This is a genomic window from Klebsiella sp. SYXHC3 (assembly GCF_057196925.1).
In genome coordinates this window covers 1095187-1113944 of record NZ_JBXUNG010000001.1, presented here as the reverse complement: position 1 = coordinate 1113944, position 18758 = coordinate 1095187, and the positions used below count along the sequence as shown (strand labels likewise).

Here is an 18758-nt window from a genome sequence, read left to right as displayed (position 1 = left end):
TTGACAAGGTTTTTTACATTAGCGCAGTGCGCTCGTGAAAAAAGCGGCTACAATTGGCCTTTTCTGTTTGCCGGAGCAGGCCGTGCGCGCTGATAAATCACTTAAGCCATTTGAGATCCGTCTGTATCGTCATTACCGAATTGTACACGGTATCCGCATCGCGCTGGCTTTTGTCCTGACCTTCCTGCTGGTGCGTCTGCTGAACGTGCCGGAGGGCACCTGGCCTCTGATCACCCTGGTGGTGGTGATGGGGCCTATCTCTTTCTGGGGCAATGTGGTGCCGCGGGCCTTCGAACGTATTGGCGGCACTATCCTCGGTTCGGTACTGGGGCTGGTGGCGCTCAAACTCGAGCTTATCTCACTGCCAATCATGGTGCTGTGGTGCGCGGTGGCGATGTTCCTTTGCGGCTGGTTGGCGCTCGGCAAGCGGCCCTATCAGGCGCTGCTGATTGGCATTACGCTGGCGGTGGTGGTGGGCGCGCCGCCGGGCGATATGAACACCGCGCTGTGGCGAAGCGGCGATGTCATCTTCGGTTCACTGTTGGCGATGCTGTTTACCGGTATCTGGCCGCAGCGGGCGTTTTTGCACTGGCGCATCCAGATGGCGAATTACGTTACAACGTTTAATCGGTTGTATCAGGCCGGTTTTTCGCCAAATCTGGTTGAGCGTCCGCGGCTGGAAAAACATCTTCAGAAAGCGCTCAATGATGTGGTGAAAATGCGTGGGTTGATAACCCCGGCCAGCAAAGAAACGCATATTCAGAAAGCAATCTTCGAAGCAATTCAGACCGTCAGCCGTAATCTGGTATGCATGCTGGAACTGCAGATCAACGCTTACTGGGCCTCTCGCCAGGGCCATTTTGTGATGCTTAACGCCCAGACTTTGCGCGAAACCCAACGGATGACCCAGCAAACGTTGCTGACCATCGCCCATGCCTTGTATGAGGGAAACCCGCAGCCGGTACGCGCCAACACCGAGAAACTCAACGAGATTGTGGTCGAGTTGCGACAGCTTATCAAAGAGCATCAGGGCGATAATCTGTCGGAAACGCCGATTCACGGCTATGTTTGGCTGACCATTGAGCTGGCGCGCCAGCTTGAGCTGCTGTCGCACCTTATTTGCCGCGCGCTGCGCAAATAAAAGACAGATACGTGCGCGAAGTGAACAGGTTGCTTCGATTCAGCAGCATTTAGGGTTATGATAAACGCAAAGGAAAAAACATTGTCATCAGCGACTGCTAGCAGTTATGTTAGCCCTATAGGGCAGTCGCTTTAGCGAATCCGAATCTCAAATATTAGGGGTGTAAAAATGGAAACAACTAAGCCTTCTTTCCAGGACGTTCTGGAGTTTGTTCGTCTGTTCCGTCGTAAGAACAAGCTGCAGCGTGAAATTCAGGACGTTGAGAAAAAGATCCGTGATAACCAGAAGCGTGTCCTGCTGCTGGACAACCTCAGCGACTACATCAAGCCGGGTATGAGCGTAGAAGCCATTCAGGGTATCATCGCCAGCATGAAAACCGATTATGAAGACCGCGTTGACGATTACATCATCAAAAACGCCGAGCTGTCGAAAGAGCGTCGCGACATCTCCAAAAAACTCAAAGTGATGGGTGAAGCCAAAGTCGGCGAATAAACCACTCATTAGTTCCGGCGGCAGTGCTGGCCGCCGGGCTCCTCCATCTTCCTGCCGTTAAACCTCCGTATAAGCATCTCCCTTTAAGCCGACAGTTTGTTATACTGCCGCCGTGAACTTATTGATACCGGAAGGGTTTATCACATGCTGTCCCAGCTACAGGTACCGCCGCGATGATACTGATTACCGGCGGCGCGCGTAGCGGCAAAAGCCGTCACGCCGAATCTTTAATCCAATCCTTCGCGTCGGTGCTCTATATCGCCACTTCAGCCGCTATTGACGATGAAATGGCCGCACGCATTCAACATCACCGCAATAGCCGCCCGCCGCACTGGCGTACTGCAGAGCGCAGCCGTGATCTAACGCCACTCATTACCCCCGATAATGTACCCGATGAAGCCATTTTGCTTGAGTGCGTCACTACACTGGTCACCAATATTCTGTTCGCTGAAGGTGGGGAAACGGATCCTGATGAATGGGATTACGTTGCGATGGAAAAGGCAGTCACGCAAGAAATCACTCAGCTGATTGCTGCCTGCCGCGCCTGCCCATCGCCGGTGCTGTTGGTTACCAATGAGGTGGGGCTGGGAATCGTGCCGGACAACCGGCTGGCGCGGCATTTTCGTGATATTGCCGGGCGCGTGAATCAGATGCTGGCCGCGGCTGCCGATGAGGTGTGGCTGGTTGTTTCAGGGATAGGAGTCAAAATCAAATGATTAAATCGTTCTTTGCCACGCTTTCTTTTATGAGCCGCTTGCCGGTTCCGGCCCGCTGGTCGCAGGGGCTGGAAATCGATCAATATGAGCGCGGGATTGTTACTTTTCCACTGGTGGGGTTACTACTTGGCGCGATTGCCGGGCTGGTGATGCTGGCGCTTCATGCCTGGTGCGGCCTGCCGTTGGCCGCGCTGTTTGCCGTACTGGCGCTGGCGCTGCTGACCGGCGGTTTTCATCTTGATGGCCTGGCGGATACCTGCGATGGGATCTTTTCCGCCCGCCGCCGCGAACGGATGCTGGAGATCATGCGCGATAGCCGCTTGGGGACGCACGGCGGACTGGCGCTGATCTTTGTGCTGATGGCGAAGGTTCTCGTCATTAGCGAACTGGCGCTGCGCGGTACCTCGATGCTGACCGCGTTGGCCGCATCTTGTGCCGTGGCGCGAGGGATGTCGGTGTTGCTAATGTACCGCCAGCGCTATGCCCGGGAGCAGGGGCTTGGTAACGTATTTATTGGCAAGGTGACTTTCCGACAGACCGTCATTACCCTGGCGCTATCCTTGGCGCTGGCAACGTTGCTGCTGGGCGTGCATGGCCTGCTGGCTGCGGTTATAACGCTGCTGGTGGTATCGGCGCTTGGCCAGGCGCTGAAGCGCACGCTGGGCGGGCAGACCGGCGATACGCTTGGGGCGGCCATTGAACTGGGCGAAGTTATCTTTTTACTGGCGTTGCTATAGAGTACACACCGCGCTGACAGGAAGCATATGAATACAATAAGTGAATGGTTAGCGGCCATCCCGCGGCCGGACGAAAGCGCGATGTCGCGGGCTCGTGAGCATATTGATGGCTTGTTGAAACCGCCCGGCAGCCTGGGACGTCTGGAATCACTGGCGATTCAGTTGGCCGGTATGCCGGGGCTACAGGGCGGGCTACGTTTTGCACGCAAAACTATCGTGGTCATGTGCGCCGACCACGGCGTCTGGCATGAAGGTGTTACCGTCTCGCCACAAGCGGTGACCGCTATCCAGGCGGCCAATATGACCCGTAAGAATACCGGCGTTTGCGTGCTGGCAGCGCAGGCCGGGGCTGATGTTCAGGTAGTTGACATCGGTATTGACGCCGAACCGATCCCTGGGCTGGTAAATATGAAAGTGGAGCGCGGCAGCGGCAATATTGCCTGTACCGCGGCGATGAGCCGGGAGCAGGCCGAAGCGCTGCTACTGGCGAGCATGCGCTACACCCGCCAGCTTGCGGACCAGGGCGTGCGTCTGTTCGGCGTGGGCGAGCTGGGGATGGCGAACACCACGCCTGCTGCGGCCGTGGTCAGCGTGCTGACCGGCCATGATGCCGGCGATGTTGTGGGCATCGGCGCAAACCTTCCGCTATCGCAACTGGCGCATAAGGCGGAAGTGGTACGCCGGGCGATAGCGGTCAATCAGCCGTCAGCGGGCGATGGCCTTGATGTGCTGGCAAAAGTAGGCGGTTTTGATTTGCTCGGGATGGCTGGGGTCATGCTGGGCGCCGCTTCCTGCGGATTGCCGGTGATACTCGATGGCTTTTTATCGTACGCTTCAGCACTGGCGGCCTGCCGGATCGCGCCACAGTTGCATCCGTACCTGATTCCGTCGCATCTGTCGGCGGAGAAGGGGGCAAGTATTGCGCTGGAGCACCTGCAGTTGCAACCTTATCTGGAGATGGGCATGCGCTTAGGCGAGGGCAGCGGCGCGGCGTTAGCCATGTATCTGGTCGAGGCGGCAGGGGCAATGTTCAACAATATGGGGACGCTGGCTGAGAGCAATATCGTGCTGCCGGAAACCCGTTAAGCGGCTTCGGGGCGCCGACCGGCCCCCCGAAACAGTGCTTACAGCACCTGCTGCCACACGCTTTGCGGCAGCAGATAAACATCCGCTTTAGCCTGCATGCCGTCGGTAACGATATGACGAATGCCGCTAGCCATCACCGCAAGGGTGACATCAAACGCATTCAGGCTATCGCCAAAACCGGCGGTAAGGTTGAGCATTGAGCCATCGGCCATTAGATAGATTGTTTTCCCCGGCATCCGATAAGCGTTGATATAGGGCATAACCTCTTCATGCGGGAACTGGCGCAGGTGTTCGCAGTCAATCTCTTCCGCCACGTGGCCGACGTTGAGAATAAACCCCCCATCTTTAGCGCTGTCCAGCGCCAGGCTGTTGACCACTTTTTTGCCGCCGGTGGCGGTAGCGACGACGTCGGCTGATGCGATGGCATCCTGTAAATCCACGACATGCCAGCCGTCATAAGCGGCCTGTAAACGGCGCGCGGGATCGATTTCCGCCACCATAACCTGGCCGCCGAAGGCTTTTGCCGCGGCGGCGACGCCTTGCCCGACCAGGCCGTAGCCGATCACCAGCACTTTTTTCTCATGTAGGGTCAGGTGAGTAGTCTGGAAGAATGTGTGCCAGGCCGTCAGGCCAACCATATGGCGGTTATGTAGCCCTTCTTTGACCGGCAGATCATCCCAGTTAAAGATAGGGTAGCCGGGGCGAATATCACCGAGGCGATTGACGCCGGAGCCGGTGGCTTCAAGGCCGGCGACGACATTGCCGAACTCGCCACGCTGGTGGAGCAGGGTGGTAATATCTGCACCCATTTCACAAAGGTGAGTTGGCCCCCAGGCGATGGCTTTTTCCCATGATTGTTGCCAGTCGGCGTCGCTCATATTGCGCCAGGCGCAGGCTTCCGCGCCGCGCTCCACTAGCCAGGAGACAACCTCATCCTGCACGGTGGTTGGATTACAGGTGGTCAAAAAGACTTTCGCCCCTTTCTCAAGGAGCCCCTGCACCAGCGGGATCATTTTCATATCCAGATGCATACAGCAGGCCAGGCGCACTTCGCTGAGGTCAGGAAGGGCCGCCACCTGACGCAGGGTACGCGGCATATTCTGGCTGGCCCATGCCACTTCTTTCGTTAAATTTGTCTTATTATTCACCGTATTGTGACCTTTAATCCGTAGAGTGGGTTTAACCCCGGTGGGGAAGATGATTCTAACGCAGGGTGTAAAAATCACATAACCCACACTGCCCGGTAAAGTTGCAAATAATAGGCATCATAAATACATGGTTGTTAATGAATGGTTAAATAAAGACAATGAAACATCATTTATTCCTATGATGTGAGCGATTCGTTCGATGTTACGCGTTTTACAGCGCCCGCTATTTTCTCGCGCGCGTATTTTTCTTGGCCGTTTAAAACCTCATGCCTTACCCGTTGCTAAAAAGCATATTGTGCTGGGATCGATCGGTGCGGGAACCGGACTGGCGGTGACCAGTATGTTCAGCCACTGGCTGTTGGGTGAGGTAAATCTGTGGTTTATTGCGCCGATGGGGGCCTCGGCGGTATTGCTATTTGGCGTGCCCAGCAGCCCGCTTGCTCAGCCCTGGTCTATCGTTGGCGGCAACGTGCTTTCGGCGCTGATCGGCGTCACCGTCGGACTACTGGTGCCGGATACGGCAATCGCCTGCGGCCTGGCGGCGGCGCTGGCGATCGCTGGAATGTACTTTTTGCGTTGTCTGCATCCACCTGGCGGCGCGGTGGCGCTCACGGCCATCCTTGGCGGCGCCGGCGTACACAGTGAAGGCTACCAGTTTGTGCTGACGCCGGTATTATTGAACTCCATGATGTTGGCGCTGCTGGCGATCGTCTTCAACAATCTGGTCGGGCGCCGCTATCCGCATCCGCTGGCGGCGGAAGAGGTGAAGCCGAATGTAGTGCCGATGGGGATTGCAGTCACTCGCGAAGATATTCACGCCGCGCTGATGGAAGGGCAGTTCCTTGATATCGGCGAGGACGATGTGCAGGAACTGCTGGAGAATATCGAACAGCAGGCCCGTCTGCGTCTTGCCGCCGGTCAAAAAGCGCGCCAGTGATGCTATTAAGACACCCGTTGCAATGCCTTAGCTAGCGCCAGCCTGAATCGCTCGATGAGGTCGGGTTCACCGGGCAATAATTCGGCGAGCGTAATCGTTTTGTCCGCGCGGTAGACCTTACCGCTGCCGAGCAGCGCCTCAATATCATTGGCCGCCTGATGTGCGGCCTGCAGATCGGCATCCAGTAATATCACGGCGTGCGCCAGGACAATGTGACCCTGGCTTTCGGCTATGGGCCGCCAGTATTGAGCGGTACCGGCAATCTTGCGCGCGTTTTCTCCCTCACCGCAGGCCAGATTATAGCGGCCGTCGCAAAAAGAACCGCTGACGGCCTGAAAATGGCTTTCGACGCCAAGAGTCGAAAGCGTGCGTTGCAATATTCCACATAACAACAGATAGATGGGTTCGGCGGCTTCGCCTAATGGCTGGATTACCGGCCAGGCAAGACTCAGGTTGAGGATCCCGGGCCCCTGCGGCACCAGCCCGCCTCCGGATCGACGCATCCACACCGGCCAGCCACCGGCGGCAAAGGATTCACTGACGGTGGCCAGATTGGCGAATTTCCGGTAACTGCCAGGAACCACGAACCCTTGCGGCGCCTGCCAGAGTTGAGCGACGGCTTCGCCGCCGCGCGCGCGCTCGAACAGAGGCTGTTCGGCGAGCGTGGGATCATCGCAACGGACAATCGGTAATCCGCCGGTATTGAAGCGGATGGGCAAACAGCCTGCGTTATGTGGTTCGCGCATAAAGCCTCCGTTTTTATGCCGGATGGCGGGTTTTCATCAACATCGCCGTAACGGCGGAGAGCAGGCAGCCGACCGTCAGATAAATCGCCACGCTATGCCATGACCCGCCAGAGAAGGTGACCAGCGCGGCGGCGATAAATGGCGTAAAACCTCCGCCGACCACGCTGGCCACCTGGTAGCCTACGCCTGCGCCGCTGTAACGATAGCTGGCGCCAAACATTTCGGTAAACATCGGCTGCTGTACGCAGACCACCATATCATGGGCGATGTTGGCCAGCATCAGGGCAAAAAACAGGATCCAGAACAGCGAGTGCTGCTCCAGCGCCATAAAGAAGGGGAAGCCGCTTAATGTTCCGATCAGTGCCCCGGTAATATAGATACGACGGCGGCCAAACCTATCCGCCAGCCACGCAAAGCAGGGAATGGTAATACAGCTAATACCGCCCACCAGCAACCCAATATTGAGGAACAGTTCACGCGGCAGGCCGAGGTTTTGTGTCGAGTAGTTGAGGGCGAAGGCGGTCACGATGTACATCGTTAACAGTTCACACAGGCGCAGGGCGATGATCAATAAGAAGGCGCCGGGATGGCGCGCCAACGCTTCCAGTACCGGCAGGCGTTTTTTCACCGCGGCTGGCGTTTTCTGCAGCTGTTGTTCAAATTCTGCCGACTCGGTCATGCCGTTGCGGATCCACAATGCCCCCAGTACCAGCACTACGCTAAACAGGAATGGCAGGCGCCAGCCCCAGCTAAGGAACTGCTCATCGGTGGTGAAACTGCTGATAAGCGATACCAGCCCAGTAGAGAGTAACAGACCGACGCCATAACCCACCTGCACGCCGCTGCTATAGAACGCCTTTTTGTTTTTTGGCGCGCTTTCAACCGACAGCAGCGCCGCGCCGCCCCATTCGCCGCCGACGGCGAAGCCCTGCACTGCGCGTAAAATAACCAATAAAACCGGCGCCCACCAGCCAATTTGGTTAAAGGAAGGCAGTAGGCCGATGCAGGCGGTGGCGATCCCCATCATCCACACGGTCATCATCAGCATGCGCTTACGGCCTAAACGGTCGCCGAAATGGCCGAAGATAATGCCGCCGAGCGGGCGGAAGAGGAAGCCGACGCCGAAGGTCGCGAAGGCTGCGAGCGTGCCCATCGCCGGGCCAATTTGTGGGAAAAATTCGCGGTTGAACACCAGTGCGGCGGTAATGCCGTACAACAGAAAATCGTACCAGTCGACGACGGCGCCGGCAAAGCTTCCCCATGCCGCACGACGAGCGCGATGAAGAGAAGCAACCCCCTTGCCGGAGTCGGGAGAAATAAGCGTTGAGTCCATGCCTGTCCTGTTTGTTGTTAACTTGTTATTATTTGAATGAGACGCTTTCTTATCTTCGCGCCGTTAACGAGATTACCGCGCATAAGCGCAGCTGAAAAGTTTTTTACCAGCATGAAAGACAATAAAGTAAAAAATGTCTAAATCGAACATTTAATTTCCACCACTGGCGTGGGTTAACTGTTGACCATAACTGCTATTTTATTTTTGTGGTCCTACTGGGACAGCTTTTAAGAATTCACGTAAATGGTTTACAATTACTATCTCCAACGCTGGATATGGTGGGTGATATGCGTCTAATTTTTGCAGTTTTATTTTATGTTTTGGTTTTACCCAATGCTTTCGCAGAAAAACTGCCTGCGCCAACAGGCAAACCCGTTTTAACCATTTCAGGAAAGATTACCAATACAAACGAAGGTGATACCGCCGTATTTGACATTGCCGCGCTAGAAAAATTGGGCAATGAGACAGTGATCACCACCACTCCGTGGTATTCAGGGAAAGTGCGCTTTGATGGTATTTCACTTAGCAAACTTATGGACTTAGTGGGTGCGCAAGGTAAGACGGCGAAGGTGATGGCCCTTAACGATTATACCACTGAGGTACCGGTGGAGGATTTTCATAAATTCCCGGTGATCCTGGCGCTGAAGATGAATGGTGAATATATGCGCATTCGTGACAAAGGGCCCCTTTTTATTGTTTATCCCTACGATAGTAGCGCGGAGTTACAGAACCAAATCTATTATTCCCGCTCGGCATGGCAGGTTTCAAAGATTATAATTGAGTAAGGCTCTGATCTTGAATCGAATACTCACTGCCATTATTTTGTCGCTTTTTATCGTCACCGGATACATTACCTATCTGGTGCATGAGCGGCAGAGTGAGCTGCAAAAATTAACACGTTATACCGACTCGTGGTCCGTATCCCAGATGGTCTCTGAATATATGCGTCTGGAGGCTCGTTTAAGCGCCCTGGCGCTGAACGTGAAGGGGACCGACCGCGATGAGGTACGCCTGCGCCTGGAAATAATGATGAGCCAGATCGAGCTGCTGCAACAGGGCGATCTTGGTCAGTTTATCAGAAAAAGCGAGCAGCGGCAGGCAACGGTGACCAGTCTGATTCAGATCCTCGATCAACTCGATCGGCAACTGGACACCATGACGCCTGAGCAGATGGTGACTCTGCTGCATACCATGAGTAAGTTAGATGGTCCGATGACCTCACTGGCCTCCATGACCCTGGCGCAGGACTTTGATGTCGTTAATCTTACGCACGATAAGATTCAGCATCTCTATTACATCTATTCGGTGATTTCAATCTTGCTGATTACGATGTGTATCACTCTTGGGCTATTGATGCTTCGGCAAAATAACAACTTGCGCCGCGCTCATGTGCGCATGAAATTGCTCGCGAATGACTTGCAGCTGTCGAAAGAGAAACTGCAGGTACAGAACCGCCGGTTGCAATATGATGCTTATCACGATTCGTTAACAGGCATGCCTAATCGCCTCTCTTTCTGGCAGAGGCTACAGGAAGTGGTTAATCACGTGAAACCTTATCATGGTTGCGCTGTGGTTATGCTGTTCGACCTGGATAATTTTAAAGATGTTAACGATACCCTGGGGCATGATGCTGGTGACAAACTGCTGCAGGAGCTCGCCAGCCGCCTGTCGTTCTTCCGTAAAACATCAGAGACGCTGTACCGGCTTGGCGGCGACGAATTTGCCCTGGTATCGCAGGATCTGAGCGAAGAAATGGCGCTGGAGCGGGCGGATGTGATCCGCGAGAAAATCAGCCAGCCGTACCAGATCTACGATTCATTAATTAACATCGGGGCTTGCATTGGCATCGTAATCTCCGATGCTGAAAGCCGCACTGATTACTTATACAAATGTGCCGATCTGGCGTTGTATGAAGCGAAAAAATCCGGTGCGGGACATGTGGAGATTTTCCGTCCCGGCATGTTGCAACGTTTACAGGACAACAAATCCTTTGAGGACGATCTGCTGCATGCGCTGGAAAATGACCAGTTCAAGGTTTACTACCAGCCGATCGCCGACACGGTGTCGCGTGAAATTTATGGTTACGAAGCGCTGGTTCGCTGGTTTCATCCGCTGCGGGGCATGGTACCGCCTACGGAATTTATCCCGGTGGCGGAGAAAACCGGCCTGATTAACCAACTTGGCGAGTGGGTGCTGAAGACCGCCTGTGAGGAAGCGGCCCGCTGGGAGCAACCACTGAAAGTTTCGGTTAACGTCTCACCGATTCAACTTATCAATACCTCACTCACAGACACGGTGGTTGCGGTGCTAAAGAAGACGGGCCTCGACCCGCGGCGCCTTGATCTTGAGATTACGGAATCTGATGTATTTAACGAAAATACGCGCTCGCTGGAGATCCTCAGCCAGTTACGCGAGCAGGGGATTCAGATTTCGATTGACGATTTTGGCACCGGGTATTCGTCATTGTCACGGTTAAGTTATTTCCCCTTTGATAAGATCAAAATTGATCGCTCGTTTGTGGTCAATATACCTATGCAAAAAGATGACCTCGATATTGTGCGCCTGATCATCAGTATGGGGAAAAGCTTACATATGCGCATTGTCGCCGAAGGTGTTGAAACCGAGGAACAATTAACCTCGCTGCAACAATTGGGTTGCGATCTCGTTCAGGGCTATTTAATTGGCAAGCCGGGGCAGTTAAATAACAACTGAAACAAGATAATCCTCAGTCTTTAAACTGGCGCCGGTGAACTATCACTGGCGCTTTTTTATATTTTAAATAACGATAATCCGTAATGGGTATAAATAGTGGTAGGTAAAATAGATTCGAAAAAATAATACCCTTAGCAATTGAAAGGGGTATATGATATGCAATATATCGTTCCATTCGCGGCGCTATTTCACGGCGCGGAAAGAGAGGCAAATCATGCAACGAATCATTATACCTACCCATTATGTTCAGACCCGTTCCACCCCCATGTGGACCAAAGAGACCGCGCCCGCGTCCATCTGGAAGCGCCATCTTGATGCCGGTACGCGACAGGGCGTCTACCCGCGTTTATCGGTGATGCAGGGCGCAATACGCTATTATGGTTATGCCGATGAAACGAGCCCAGACCCTGTTGAAACGATGACTATTGAAGCGGGGCAGTTTGGTGTCTTTCCTCCGGAAAAATGGCACTGCATTGAGGCATTAACTGACGATACTGTATTTAATGTCGATTTTTACGTCGACCCTAAAATTCTGATTGAGGGATAAGTTGAGTCTATGAACAGTGAAAATAAAGGTTACTCATTAGCGATAGTCAATAACAACAATAATGAAAAACGAGAGAAAACTTATCTCAAGCCGATGGCGCTTTATGTCCCTGATATCGCGGTTCAGGCAGTAGCGGAATTGCTTCAGGATCTTTCAACCGATAACGCACAGGGCAAAGGGTTCAGCCTGATGGTGACGAACAATAATAACGGTGTATCGGTAGATAAAGATTTTGCTGCAATCGAGGCGCTTCAGGATCCACTGCATGCCGCTGATGCGGTGAAAGAGCTCATCAATATTGTGCGCGGTTATGAGTCTGACGAAGAGACTAACGTCTGCGGTTGGTAAAAATTCAGTCAGGCAGATATCGTCCGATATCTGCCTCTATCTCTGGTTTCAACTCATCGCTATCTGCTGCAGTAACCAGTCCCGCAAGGCGCTGATATCGGCGCGCTGGGCTAACTCTTGTGTCGCCACCAGATAATAGTTTGCTCCCGGTAAGAACATTTCAAATGGCGCCGTTAATACCCCGCGTTGCAACAGATCGCGCGCCAGCAGTTCGCTGGCAATCACCACGCCTTGTCCCGCCACCGCCGCCTGTAGCGCATGCGTCTCGTCGCTGAAGGTTAACCCTGCGTCGATATTCAGCTGCGGTGGTCCGTAGCGGCGTTGCCAGTTCTCCCAGCCCGGCGAATCTGCCGGAACGTGACGATGTTCAACGTGGAACAGGGTCGCGTGATGCAAATCCTCCAGCCGTGTAATACCCAGCGCGGGGCTGGCGACGACGATAAATCGGTCTTCATGTAGCAAGGTACAGTGCAGTTCGCGCTCCGGCGTTTCACGATAGCGAATCGCGACATCCACGCTGCGCTGGTTGAGATCCACCCGTTCGACGCTGGTATGTAGCCGCAGGTCAATGGCGGGGAATTTCGCTTTAAATGCTGCCAGTCTCGGTACCAGCCAGTGAGTCAGAAAGTTGGAAGTCGTGGTGACGGTGAGCGACGGCGGCTGGTGTGAGCGAACAATTTGCGCGGTAGCCTCTTCCAGCGCGCTAAAGGCGCGCTGGGTTCCGACATAGAGAATTTCGCCGCTTTCGGTAAGGCTGACGCCAAGGGCATTGCGTTCACAGACCCGGCACTCCAGCACAGATTCCAGCAGCTTGATTTGATGACTTACTGCGGTAGCGCTCACCCCGAGCATATCGGCGGCGCGTTTAAAACTGCGGCAGCGGGCAACGGCATGAAAGGCGCGTAGCGCGCCCAGCGGGGGGAGACGGTTTTTTCTCATGGCTGAGTTTTTCTCATCTATGGCTGAAATCTATGCGTTTGTGTGGGTAATTATACAGGCGCTAGTCTACTGAAATGTGAAATAAGAGCTGAATTTAATTCATCATCGTTTGAGAATGTCAGGAGTGAAAAATGAGTATTTTCCTGCACCCGCGTGCTGCGGTAGCGACATCCGGTGCTGAACCGCGTGCGCAAGCTATCGCGCTAAGCAGCTTATTCGCGGCAGGCGCGCTGTTATTGAGCATTTCCGCCATCATCGGCGCTATCGCCAGTTTGGCGTTGCTATTGGCGCTGGCGGGAGCTTTTGCTGTTGGCTATGCAATCGCGCGTTGGCAGCCGTGGCCAGCGCATTATAGCGTGACAATATCGTGTTATGCCTTTGTGCTGTCCGCTATAGGTTGGTTGCTGGTTCTGGTGATATGGAATAGCGAACACGGTTGGCTGGAGCTCATTCCGGGAATCGTCTTTGGTGGATTAGGGCTGGGCATTGTCTGGCAAACCCATGCGGCAGAAAGAGGTTTGTTGGGGATGATGCCGAACATCCCGATGATAGCGAGTATCGTTTTTATTACCCTGGCGATTCTGCTAACCAATCACTATGCCGATTCAGGAAAGGGAGGCTTTGTCTACGCTCTGGCGGTGCTGGCGGATCTGGCGTTGCTGGGTGCGGTGCTGGTGAAAATCAGGCTGCAGGATGAGCACAGCATCAAATACGAATGATCGAACGCGTAGATAATTTCTGAATAGAGATAGATTGAAAGTATTGCGATAAGGAAGCAAAAAGCCTGCTCGTAAGCAGGCTTTTCTGAATCTGGCTCCTCTGACTGGACTCGAACCAGTGACATACGGATTAACAGTCCGCCGTTCTACCGACTGAACTACAGAGGAATCGTGTGGAGTGGTATCTTAGCGGCGAAAAAATTTTTGTCAAACATCAATTCAACTGCAGCGTCACGCCTGCCGCATCTATCAACAATTTGTCGTATTTGCCGACAATTTACCAGGAAAAATACTTTGCAGGATTAGCATTTCTCAATCATCATTTGAAATGTTGTTTCAACTCTTCTCACTAAGGTCTCCCTTGAACGTCACTTCAGCAGTACGCCAGGCCGTAGCGCGCACGTCCTGGTTTAAAAAGCGCAAGAGCTATCGTGTGCTCTACTGGCGTGAAATCAGTCCCCTTGCCGTACCGATCCTGCTGGAAAACGCCTGCGTATTATTGATGGGCGTGCTGAGTACTTTCCTTGTAAGCTGGCTCGGTAAAGAAGCAATGGCCGGGGTGGGGTTAGCCGACAGCTTTAATATGGTCATTATGTCGTTCTTTGCCGCGATTGATCTTGGCACCACCGTGGTAGTGGCCTTCAGCCTCGGCAAGCGCGACAGAAAACGGGCGAGGGCGGCTGCGCGGCAATCGCTGGCGATCATGACCTTGTTCTCGATCGTGCTGGCGGCGGTTATTCACGCCTTTGGCCAGCAGATTATCGATATCGTTGCCGGCGACGCCACGGTTCAGGTTAAAGCGCTGGCCCTAACCTATCTCGAACTGACCGTGCTGAGCTATCCGGCGGCGGCCATTGCCTTAATTGGTAGCGGCGCGCTTCGCGGCGCGGGGACCACCAAAATACCGCTGTTGATTAACGGCGGGATGAATATTCTCAATATTATTATCAGCAGTATCCTGATTTACGGCATCTTCTCCAGGCAGGGGCTCGGCTTTGTCGGCGCCGGGTTGGGGTTGACTATTGCCCGCTATATTGGCGCGTTGGCAACCATTTGGGTATTGATGACAGGTTTTAACCCGGCGCTGCGTATTTCGCTGAAGAGTTACTTTAAGCCGTTTAACTTTGCCATTATCTGGGAGGTGATGGGTATTGGTATCCCGGCGAGCATCGAATCGGTACTGTTTAACGGCGGCAAGCTGCTGACGCAGATGTTTGTTGCCGGTATGGGGACCAACGTCATCGCCGGGAACTTTATTGCCTTCTCGGTGGCTTCGTTAATTAACCTGCCGGGTAACGCGCTGGGATCGGCTTCTACCATTATTACCGGTAAACGGCTGGGGAAAGGGCAGGTTGGTCAGGCGGAACGTCAGGCCTGGTTCGTGTTCTGGCTGTCGACTATTATCCTGACGCTTATCGCCTGGGGCACCGCGCCGTTCGCCGGCCTGATCGCTTCGTTCTACACTAGCGAAGAAGATGTAAAAGTGGTGGTTAAAGAGCTATTGTGGCTTAATGCCCTGTTTATGCCAATTTGGTCGCTCTCCTGGACCTTGCCTTGCGCCTTTAAAGGCGCGCGCGACGTGCGTTACACCATGTGGGTGTCGATGCTGGGTATGTGGGGTTGCCGGGTGGTTGCAGGCTATACGCTGGGGATCATGCTGGGCATGGGCGTCATCGGCGTCTGGCTGGGTATGGTGCTCGACTGGGCGGTGCGCGGCCTGTTGTTCTATCGCCGGATGATCACCGGGCGTTGGTTGTGGAAGTACCCGCGATTAAAGGCTCGGCTGGAAGAAAAGTCATGAATATACTGGATAAGTGTTACTTTTTAGACGAAGTGAAGAATAAATCGGCAAACGAACACCATTATAAAAAACACCTTTGACATGGCTGAGCGTGGTCGTTAATATTCGCCCCGTTCACACGATTCCTCTGTAGTTCAGTCGGTAGAACGGCGGACTGTTAATCCGTATGTCACTGGTTCGAGTCCAGTCAGAGGAGCCAAATTCAGGACTTCATGAAGTCATGCTTCGTGAAGTTATCAAAACGCCTGATGATGCTAATGTATCATCAGGCTTTTTTGTTTTACTGGTCAGATGGGGTCAGCCTAAGGTATTGAGACAAACCACATAGTCAGGTTTGTCTCAGCAGGGGATTAGGGTTTTAGTAACCGGGTAACCAGCGCGGCAACTTTATCATTGTGGCTATGGGCGATATTAAAGCGCATATAGCGTAGCCCTTCTGCTTTTTGACAAAACAGCGTACCTGGCGCCAGAGCCAGACCCTGCGCTAATGCTCTTTCAGCCAGCGTTTCACTATCGATATGTTCAGGCAATTCAGCCCATAAAAACAACCCGTAAGAATGGACGACCGGGAAACGACAACCTGCTTCCTGAAGCCAGCTTTTTACCCGCGAGGAGACGTCACTCAAATTACCAATAAGCCGGCGCTGATGGCGATTATAGCTACCGTCACGGAAGAATTGATGTAATGTCTGCTCGGTAAATTCACAGGTGACGCCGCCAGTCTGCTGTTTTAGCTGTACTAATTTTTCAGCCAGCAATGGGTTCGTTGCAATATAAGCAACCCGCATATTGGCGCTCAGCAATTTTGAGAAGCCGGATATATAACTGGCATTAGTGAGCCCGGCAAGCGCCGACATTGGCTTGGTTGCCGGTTCCATCAGGTCATGATACAGGTCATCTTCAATGAGATGACAATCGTAGCGGTTTAATACGGTGATTAAAGCAAACATCTCTTCCAGACTATAACTTTGCCCGGTGGGGTTGTGCATTAGTCCGGAGGTGAGATAAGCCCTGGGCCGGGACTCTTTTAATAAGGTTTCAAGCTCATCAATATCAACCCCTGTATGACCGCGAGGGATAAAGACAACATTGGCCTGATGCTGACTCAGACTGGCGCGAAAATTGAAATAGCAAGGGTCGTCAATCAGCACGGTATCGCCAGGTTTGATCAGAATACGGAACAGCATGTCGATGGCATTCATGGTGCTATTCGCCATAATAATCTGCTCAACCGGTACGCTAATTCCCGCCTCATTCATTTTCATCTGCAGTGTTTTTCTCAATGGCAGGTATCCTCGTGGATTACCGTACTCAGAGAATTTTAGCTGCGGTTTGCGGATAATCTGGCGTAGCGCTTTACGGAAAAATTCAGTATCCAGCCACTCTTCAGGCAAAAAACCGCATCCGGGACGAAGAATATCGCTACTTTTTGCAAAAGCGTGTTTCAGTCTTGAATGCAGATCGGGGCTGACTAACGAAAGAGGCTTGTCGGCGTCAATCTCAGTCGTTTGCCGTGCATGGCTGACAAAATATCCTCTTCCCTGAATAGAGGTGATCAGTCCTCTGGCACGCAAACGTTCCAGTGCTTCCACAACGGTAAATTTACTGGTTTCAACCTGGTCGCAGAATTCCCTCAGGGAAGGTAAACGACTGCCCGGTAATAATTGGCCGCCGATGATTGCCGCGCTGATAAAATCAACAATCTGGGTGACTTTGGCAGTGCCATTCACCAGTTGTAGTTGGGATAAGCTAAAAATGGGGCTACCTCTGATACTTGCCTTGACTCTTCGAACTGTACCGGAGATTTTACCTGTAAGGAAAGCGAATATTTCGCTAAACATTCTATGAACAGTACTACACTAACGCGATATATCTTTAGCCCATCAATTGTGGTTCTGAAGATGAGTGTATGACAGCGGCAAAAAATAACTTTTATTTATTATTTATCAAAAGGTTGGGAGCGTCTTCCGCCCAGCTATTGTTACTACGGATGGTCTCTGCAATTGCCCTGTTTTCCCTGCTCGGGCAGGCCAATGTTTGGTTAGACACGACCAGTAATGCCTTACTGGCTTTTGGTTATCGGTTTCTGTTGATATTGACCCCATTGACGCTAGGTCTGTTTGGTCAACGTGCATTAATAGTTACTCTGTCGGTCTCGCTGCTGGGAATAGTATTATTAGCACTAAATGTTGCAACGGGCGTCAATTGGCTGGCGGTGGTCCTCTTTAGCTATGGTGTCGCCGTGCTGGGTTATATCGTGAAGAATGATGCGGCCAGAACCCCGGCAGGAGCGGCTAATAATAAAATTATGCTTAATCTCGGCAGTCTGTGTGCCGGGTTATTATTACTCTATCCGCACTGGAGTCCATTATTATTTTATATTGTAATTGCTGCTTTATTGCTCGTTTGTTTACCAACCGCACGCCATTTTAGTTTATCAAGTGACCTGACGGCGCAGACGCTACTGACGAAGAACTTTGCCAAATCTGGAAAGTTGAAATGGGTATTAGCAGGGATTGTTACTGGGGTTAAATTATTTGCGGTATTCTCTATCCTGCCGCAGGAAATTCTGGTTCATCGACAGACTCTACCAGCCTGGTATGGCATGATGATCATCTTTAACAGCGCAATTGTTGCATTAATACAGATACCATTAATGGCGCTTATTAATCGCAGTGGCGATAAAGCAATGCTGTTGTCGATAGTGATTATACTTCTTGGTTTGATCGTTTTGGCAGTACCTGGCATTTTCCATGTTTATACTTTTTGGGGAGCAGCGGTATGGCTAACAATACTATCAATTGCTGAATGTGCATTGAGTTATATTGACTATTGTGCAGCGCAAGAAAATTCTCTGTTAATAAAAGAGTTGTCCGTCAGTCTTGGCGCAGGATTAACGGTTCTGGTTATGCGTTATTTTCCGGTGGCGATTAACACAGAAGTGCTTTCTTTAATTTCTATTGTCGCGTTATTACTTTGGCTGTGGAAATATAAGTACTCATCAAATAAATTCTATAAGGAAAATATAGATGCCGTCAGTGATGTTTGTGAAAAGTGAAACTGAATTCACTTTCAGGGATGTGGTGAGCCTTTTAGAATGCAGGGAGAACATGAGGTTTGGTTGTAAAACTGGAAACTGTGGGTTGTGTCGAGTCAAGGTATTATCAGGGATGGAGAATATCACGGGCAAGACTTTAAAAGAGAAACGTTTATTCAAATTGCTTGGTATAGAAGATCAAACGGTGCGGCTGGCGTGCCAGTGCAAAATCAGGATGTCTCCTCGCGCGGCACAATTTCTTACTCACCGACAACCTCGCCATTGAGTGGTGTGGTCTTTGGCGAGCAAACGAAAATCG

Annotated in this window: 20 protein-coding genes and 2 tRNA genes; 16 read left to right on the top strand and 6 right to left on the bottom strand. The window is 52.4% G+C overall.

Going from position 1 to position 18758, the window contains the following annotated elements:
- The first annotated feature begins 82 nt into the window (after window positions 1-82).
- The 5 genes from AC2CGP_RS05520 (at window position 83) to cobT (ending at window position 4172) form a co-directional block, all read left to right on the top strand.
- Window positions 83-1141 carry an FUSC family protein gene (locus AC2CGP_RS05520; protein ID WP_113373700.1) on the top strand — a complete coding sequence of 353 codons (1059 nt, stop codon included), beginning with the start codon at window positions 83-85 and terminating at the stop codon, window positions 1139-1141.
- A 168-nt stretch (window positions 1142-1309) separates the two neighbouring features.
- The gene (locus AC2CGP_RS05515) at window positions 1310-1633 is read left to right on the top strand and encodes a DUF496 family protein (RefSeq protein WP_015365834.1); all 324 of its coding nucleotides are present in this window, start codon (window positions 1310-1312) and stop codon (window positions 1631-1633) included.
- Window positions 1634-1806: 173 nt separating this feature from the next.
- Window positions 1807-2349: a bifunctional adenosylcobinamide kinase/adenosylcobinamide-phosphate guanylyltransferase gene (cobU, locus tag AC2CGP_RS05510; RefSeq protein ID WP_020078370.1), complete on the top strand. Its 543-nt coding sequence runs from the start codon at window positions 1807-1809 to the stop codon at window positions 2347-2349.
- Window positions 2346-3086, top strand: a complete 741-nt coding sequence (gene cobS, locus AC2CGP_RS05505; RefSeq protein WP_475702499.1) for an adenosylcobinamide-GDP ribazoletransferase — start codon at window positions 2346-2348, stop codon at window positions 3084-3086. Before cobU ends, cobS begins: the two co-directional genes overlap by 4 nt.
- Before the next feature lie 27 nt (window positions 3087-3113).
- Window positions 3114-4172 carry a nicotinate-nucleotide--dimethylbenzimidazole phosphoribosyltransferase gene (gene cobT / locus AC2CGP_RS05500; protein ID WP_475702500.1) on the top strand — a complete coding sequence of 353 codons (1059 nt, stop codon included), beginning with the start codon at window positions 3114-3116 and terminating at the stop codon, window positions 4170-4172.
- 38 nt (window positions 4173-4210) lie between these two features.
- On the opposite strand, the gene AC2CGP_RS05495 is transcribed toward cobT, so the two are convergent.
- On the bottom strand, window positions 4211-5320 hold the full coding sequence (locus tag AC2CGP_RS05495) for an adenosylhomocysteinase (protein WP_475702501.1): 1110 nt from the start codon (window positions 5318-5320) through the stop codon (window positions 4211-4213).
- 199 nt (window positions 5321-5519) lie between these two features.
- On the opposite strand from AC2CGP_RS05495, the gene AC2CGP_RS05490 reads away from it, so the two are divergent.
- Complete coding sequence (locus tag AC2CGP_RS05490) at window positions 5520-6257, top strand: HPP family protein (RefSeq protein ID WP_015365839.1); 738 nt, start codon at window positions 5520-5522, stop codon at window positions 6255-6257.
- A 5-nt stretch (window positions 6258-6262) separates the two neighbouring features.
- Here the strand turns inward: AC2CGP_RS05490 and AC2CGP_RS05485 are convergent, their stop codons facing one another.
- Together AC2CGP_RS05485 and shiA are read right to left on the bottom strand one after the other, a co-directional pair.
- On the bottom strand, window positions 6263-7003 hold the full coding sequence (locus tag AC2CGP_RS05485; RefSeq protein ID WP_475702502.1) for a lipoyl protein ligase domain-containing protein: 741 nt from the start codon (window positions 7001-7003) through the stop codon (window positions 6263-6265).
- 13 nt (window positions 7004-7016) lie between these two features.
- The gene (gene shiA / locus AC2CGP_RS05480; protein ID WP_045361451.1) at window positions 7017-8336 is read right to left on the bottom strand and encodes a shikimate transporter; all 1320 of its coding nucleotides are present in this window, start codon (window positions 8334-8336) and stop codon (window positions 7017-7019) included.
- 287 nt (window positions 8337-8623) lie between these two features.
- Between shiA and AC2CGP_RS05475 the strand changes: the two genes are divergently transcribed.
- The 4 genes from AC2CGP_RS05475 to AC2CGP_RS05460 all read left to right on the top strand — a co-directional run bounded on the left by AC2CGP_RS05475 (window position 8624) and on the right by AC2CGP_RS05460 (window position 11943).
- The gene (locus AC2CGP_RS05475) at window positions 8624-9121 is read left to right on the top strand and encodes a putative pterin-binding protein (protein WP_015365842.1); all 498 of its coding nucleotides are present in this window, start codon (window positions 8624-8626) and stop codon (window positions 9119-9121) included.
- Between the two features lie 10 nt (window positions 9122-9131).
- On the top strand, window positions 9132-11048 hold the full coding sequence (locus tag AC2CGP_RS05470; RefSeq protein WP_015706014.1) for a putative bifunctional diguanylate cyclase/phosphodiesterase: 1917 nt from the start codon (window positions 9132-9134) through the stop codon (window positions 11046-11048).
- Window positions 11049-11262: 214 nt separating this feature from the next.
- On the top strand, window positions 11263-11595 hold the full coding sequence (locus tag AC2CGP_RS05465; RefSeq protein ID WP_015706013.1) for a TehB family protein: 333 nt from the start codon (window positions 11263-11265) through the stop codon (window positions 11593-11595).
- A 9-nt stretch (window positions 11596-11604) separates the two neighbouring features.
- Entirely contained in the window at window positions 11605-11943 is a 339-nt protein-coding gene (locus tag AC2CGP_RS05460) for a DUF1869 domain-containing protein (protein ID WP_015706012.1), read from the top strand.
- 48 nt (window positions 11944-11991) lie between these two features.
- On the opposite strand, the gene AC2CGP_RS05455 is transcribed toward AC2CGP_RS05460, so the two are convergent.
- Window positions 11992-12882, bottom strand: coding sequence for a LysR substrate-binding domain-containing protein (locus AC2CGP_RS05455; RefSeq protein ID WP_020078378.1), 891 nt, complete (start codon window positions 12880-12882; stop codon window positions 11992-11994).
- 131 nt (window positions 12883-13013) lie between these two features.
- Here AC2CGP_RS05455 and AC2CGP_RS05450 point away from each other — a divergent pair, with 131 nt between their 5' ends.
- Entirely contained in the window at window positions 13014-13601 is a 588-nt protein-coding gene (locus tag AC2CGP_RS05450; RefSeq protein ID WP_475702503.1) for a hypothetical protein, read from the top strand.
- Window positions 13602-13693: 92 nt separating this feature from the next.
- Here the strand turns inward: AC2CGP_RS05450 and AC2CGP_RS05445 are convergent.
- Window positions 13694-13769: transfer RNA gene (locus AC2CGP_RS05445), tRNA-Asn, on the bottom strand.
- 5 nt (window positions 13770-13774) lie between these two features.
- Between AC2CGP_RS05445 and AC2CGP_RS05440 the strand changes: the two genes are divergently transcribed.
- The 3 genes from AC2CGP_RS05440 to AC2CGP_RS05430 all read left to right on the top strand — a co-directional run bounded on the left by AC2CGP_RS05440 (window position 13775) and on the right by AC2CGP_RS05430 (window position 15601).
- On the top strand, window positions 13775-13954 hold the full coding sequence (locus AC2CGP_RS05440) for a DUF5951 family protein (protein ID WP_015365869.1): 180 nt from the start codon (window positions 13775-13777) through the stop codon (window positions 13952-13954).
- 8 nt (window positions 13955-13962) lie between these two features.
- Window positions 13963-15402 (top strand): EmmdR/YeeO family multidrug/toxin efflux MATE transporter, encoded by a 1440-nt coding sequence (locus AC2CGP_RS05435; RefSeq protein WP_484502291.1) that lies wholly within the window; start codon window positions 13963-13965, stop codon window positions 15400-15402.
- 123 nt (window positions 15403-15525) lie between these two features.
- Window positions 15526-15601: transfer RNA gene (locus tag AC2CGP_RS05430), tRNA-Asn, on the top strand.
- 151 nt (window positions 15602-15752) lie between these two features.
- Here the strand turns inward: AC2CGP_RS05430 and AC2CGP_RS05425 are convergent.
- Window positions 15753-17243 (bottom strand): aminotransferase-like domain-containing protein, encoded by a 1491-nt coding sequence (locus tag AC2CGP_RS05425; protein WP_223575817.1) that lies wholly within the window; start codon window positions 17241-17243, stop codon window positions 15753-15755.
- Between the two features lie 68 nt (window positions 17244-17311).
- Here AC2CGP_RS05425 and AC2CGP_RS05420 point away from each other — a divergent pair, with 68 nt between their 5' ends.
- Together AC2CGP_RS05420 and AC2CGP_RS05415 are read left to right on the top strand one after the other, a co-directional pair.
- Window positions 17312-18460 carry a hypothetical protein gene (locus AC2CGP_RS05420; RefSeq protein WP_475702504.1) on the top strand — a complete coding sequence of 383 codons (1149 nt, stop codon included), beginning with the start codon at window positions 17312-17314 and terminating at the stop codon, window positions 18458-18460.
- Window positions 18432-18725 carry a 2Fe-2S iron-sulfur cluster-binding protein gene (locus AC2CGP_RS05415; RefSeq protein ID WP_071647699.1) on the top strand — a complete coding sequence of 98 codons (294 nt, stop codon included), beginning with the start codon at window positions 18432-18434 and terminating at the stop codon, window positions 18723-18725. Before AC2CGP_RS05420 ends, AC2CGP_RS05415 begins: the two co-directional genes overlap by 29 nt.
- Window positions 18726-18758 lie beyond the last annotated feature (33 nt).

Bases quoted from the DNA above. Each gene is read 5' to 3' on its own strand.
- AC2CGP_RS05475 (WP_015365842.1), top strand. From the start codon at position 8,624: ATGCGTCTAATTTTTGCAGTTTTATTTTATGTTTTGGTTTTACCCAAT.
- shiA (WP_045361451.1), bottom strand. From the start codon at position 8,336: ATGGACTCAACGCTTATTTCTCCCGACTCCGGCAAGGGGGTTGCTTCT.
- AC2CGP_RS05455 (WP_020078378.1), bottom strand. From the start codon at position 12,882: ATGAGAAAAAACCGTCTCCCCCCGCTGGGCGCGCTACGCGCCTTTCAT.
- AC2CGP_RS05420 (WP_475702504.1), top strand. From the start codon at position 17,312: ATGACAGCGGCAAAAAATAACTTTTATTTATTATTTATCAAAAGGTTG.
- AC2CGP_RS05485 (WP_475702502.1), bottom strand. From the start codon at position 7,003: ATGCGCGAACCACATAACGCAGGCTGTTTGCCCATCCGCTTCAATACC.
- AC2CGP_RS05460 (WP_015706012.1), top strand. From the start codon at position 11,605: ATGAACAGTGAAAATAAAGGTTACTCATTAGCGATAGTCAATAACAAC.
- AC2CGP_RS05425 (WP_223575817.1), bottom strand. From the start codon at position 17,243: ATGTTTAGCGAAATATTCGCTTTCCTTACAGGTAAAATCTCCGGTACA.
- AC2CGP_RS05450 (WP_475702503.1), top strand. From the start codon at position 13,014: ATGAGTATTTTCCTGCACCCGCGTGCTGCGGTAGCGACATCCGGTGCT.
- cobU (WP_020078370.1), top strand. From the start codon at position 1,807: ATGATACTGATTACCGGCGGCGCGCGTAGCGGCAAAAGCCGTCACGCC.
- AC2CGP_RS05490 (WP_015365839.1), top strand. From the start codon at position 5,520: ATGTTACGCGTTTTACAGCGCCCGCTATTTTCTCGCGCGCGTATTTTT.
- AC2CGP_RS05515 (WP_015365834.1), top strand. From the start codon at position 1,310: ATGGAAACAACTAAGCCTTCTTTCCAGGACGTTCTGGAGTTTGTTCGT.
- AC2CGP_RS05415 (WP_071647699.1), top strand. From the start codon at position 18,432: ATGCCGTCAGTGATGTTTGTGAAAAGTGAAACTGAATTCACTTTCAGG.
- cobT (WP_475702500.1), top strand. From the start codon at position 3,114: ATGAATACAATAAGTGAATGGTTAGCGGCCATCCCGCGGCCGGACGAA.
- cobS (WP_475702499.1), top strand. From the start codon at position 2,346: ATGATTAAATCGTTCTTTGCCACGCTTTCTTTTATGAGCCGCTTGCCG.
- AC2CGP_RS05465 (WP_015706013.1), top strand. From the start codon at position 11,263: ATGCAACGAATCATTATACCTACCCATTATGTTCAGACCCGTTCCACC.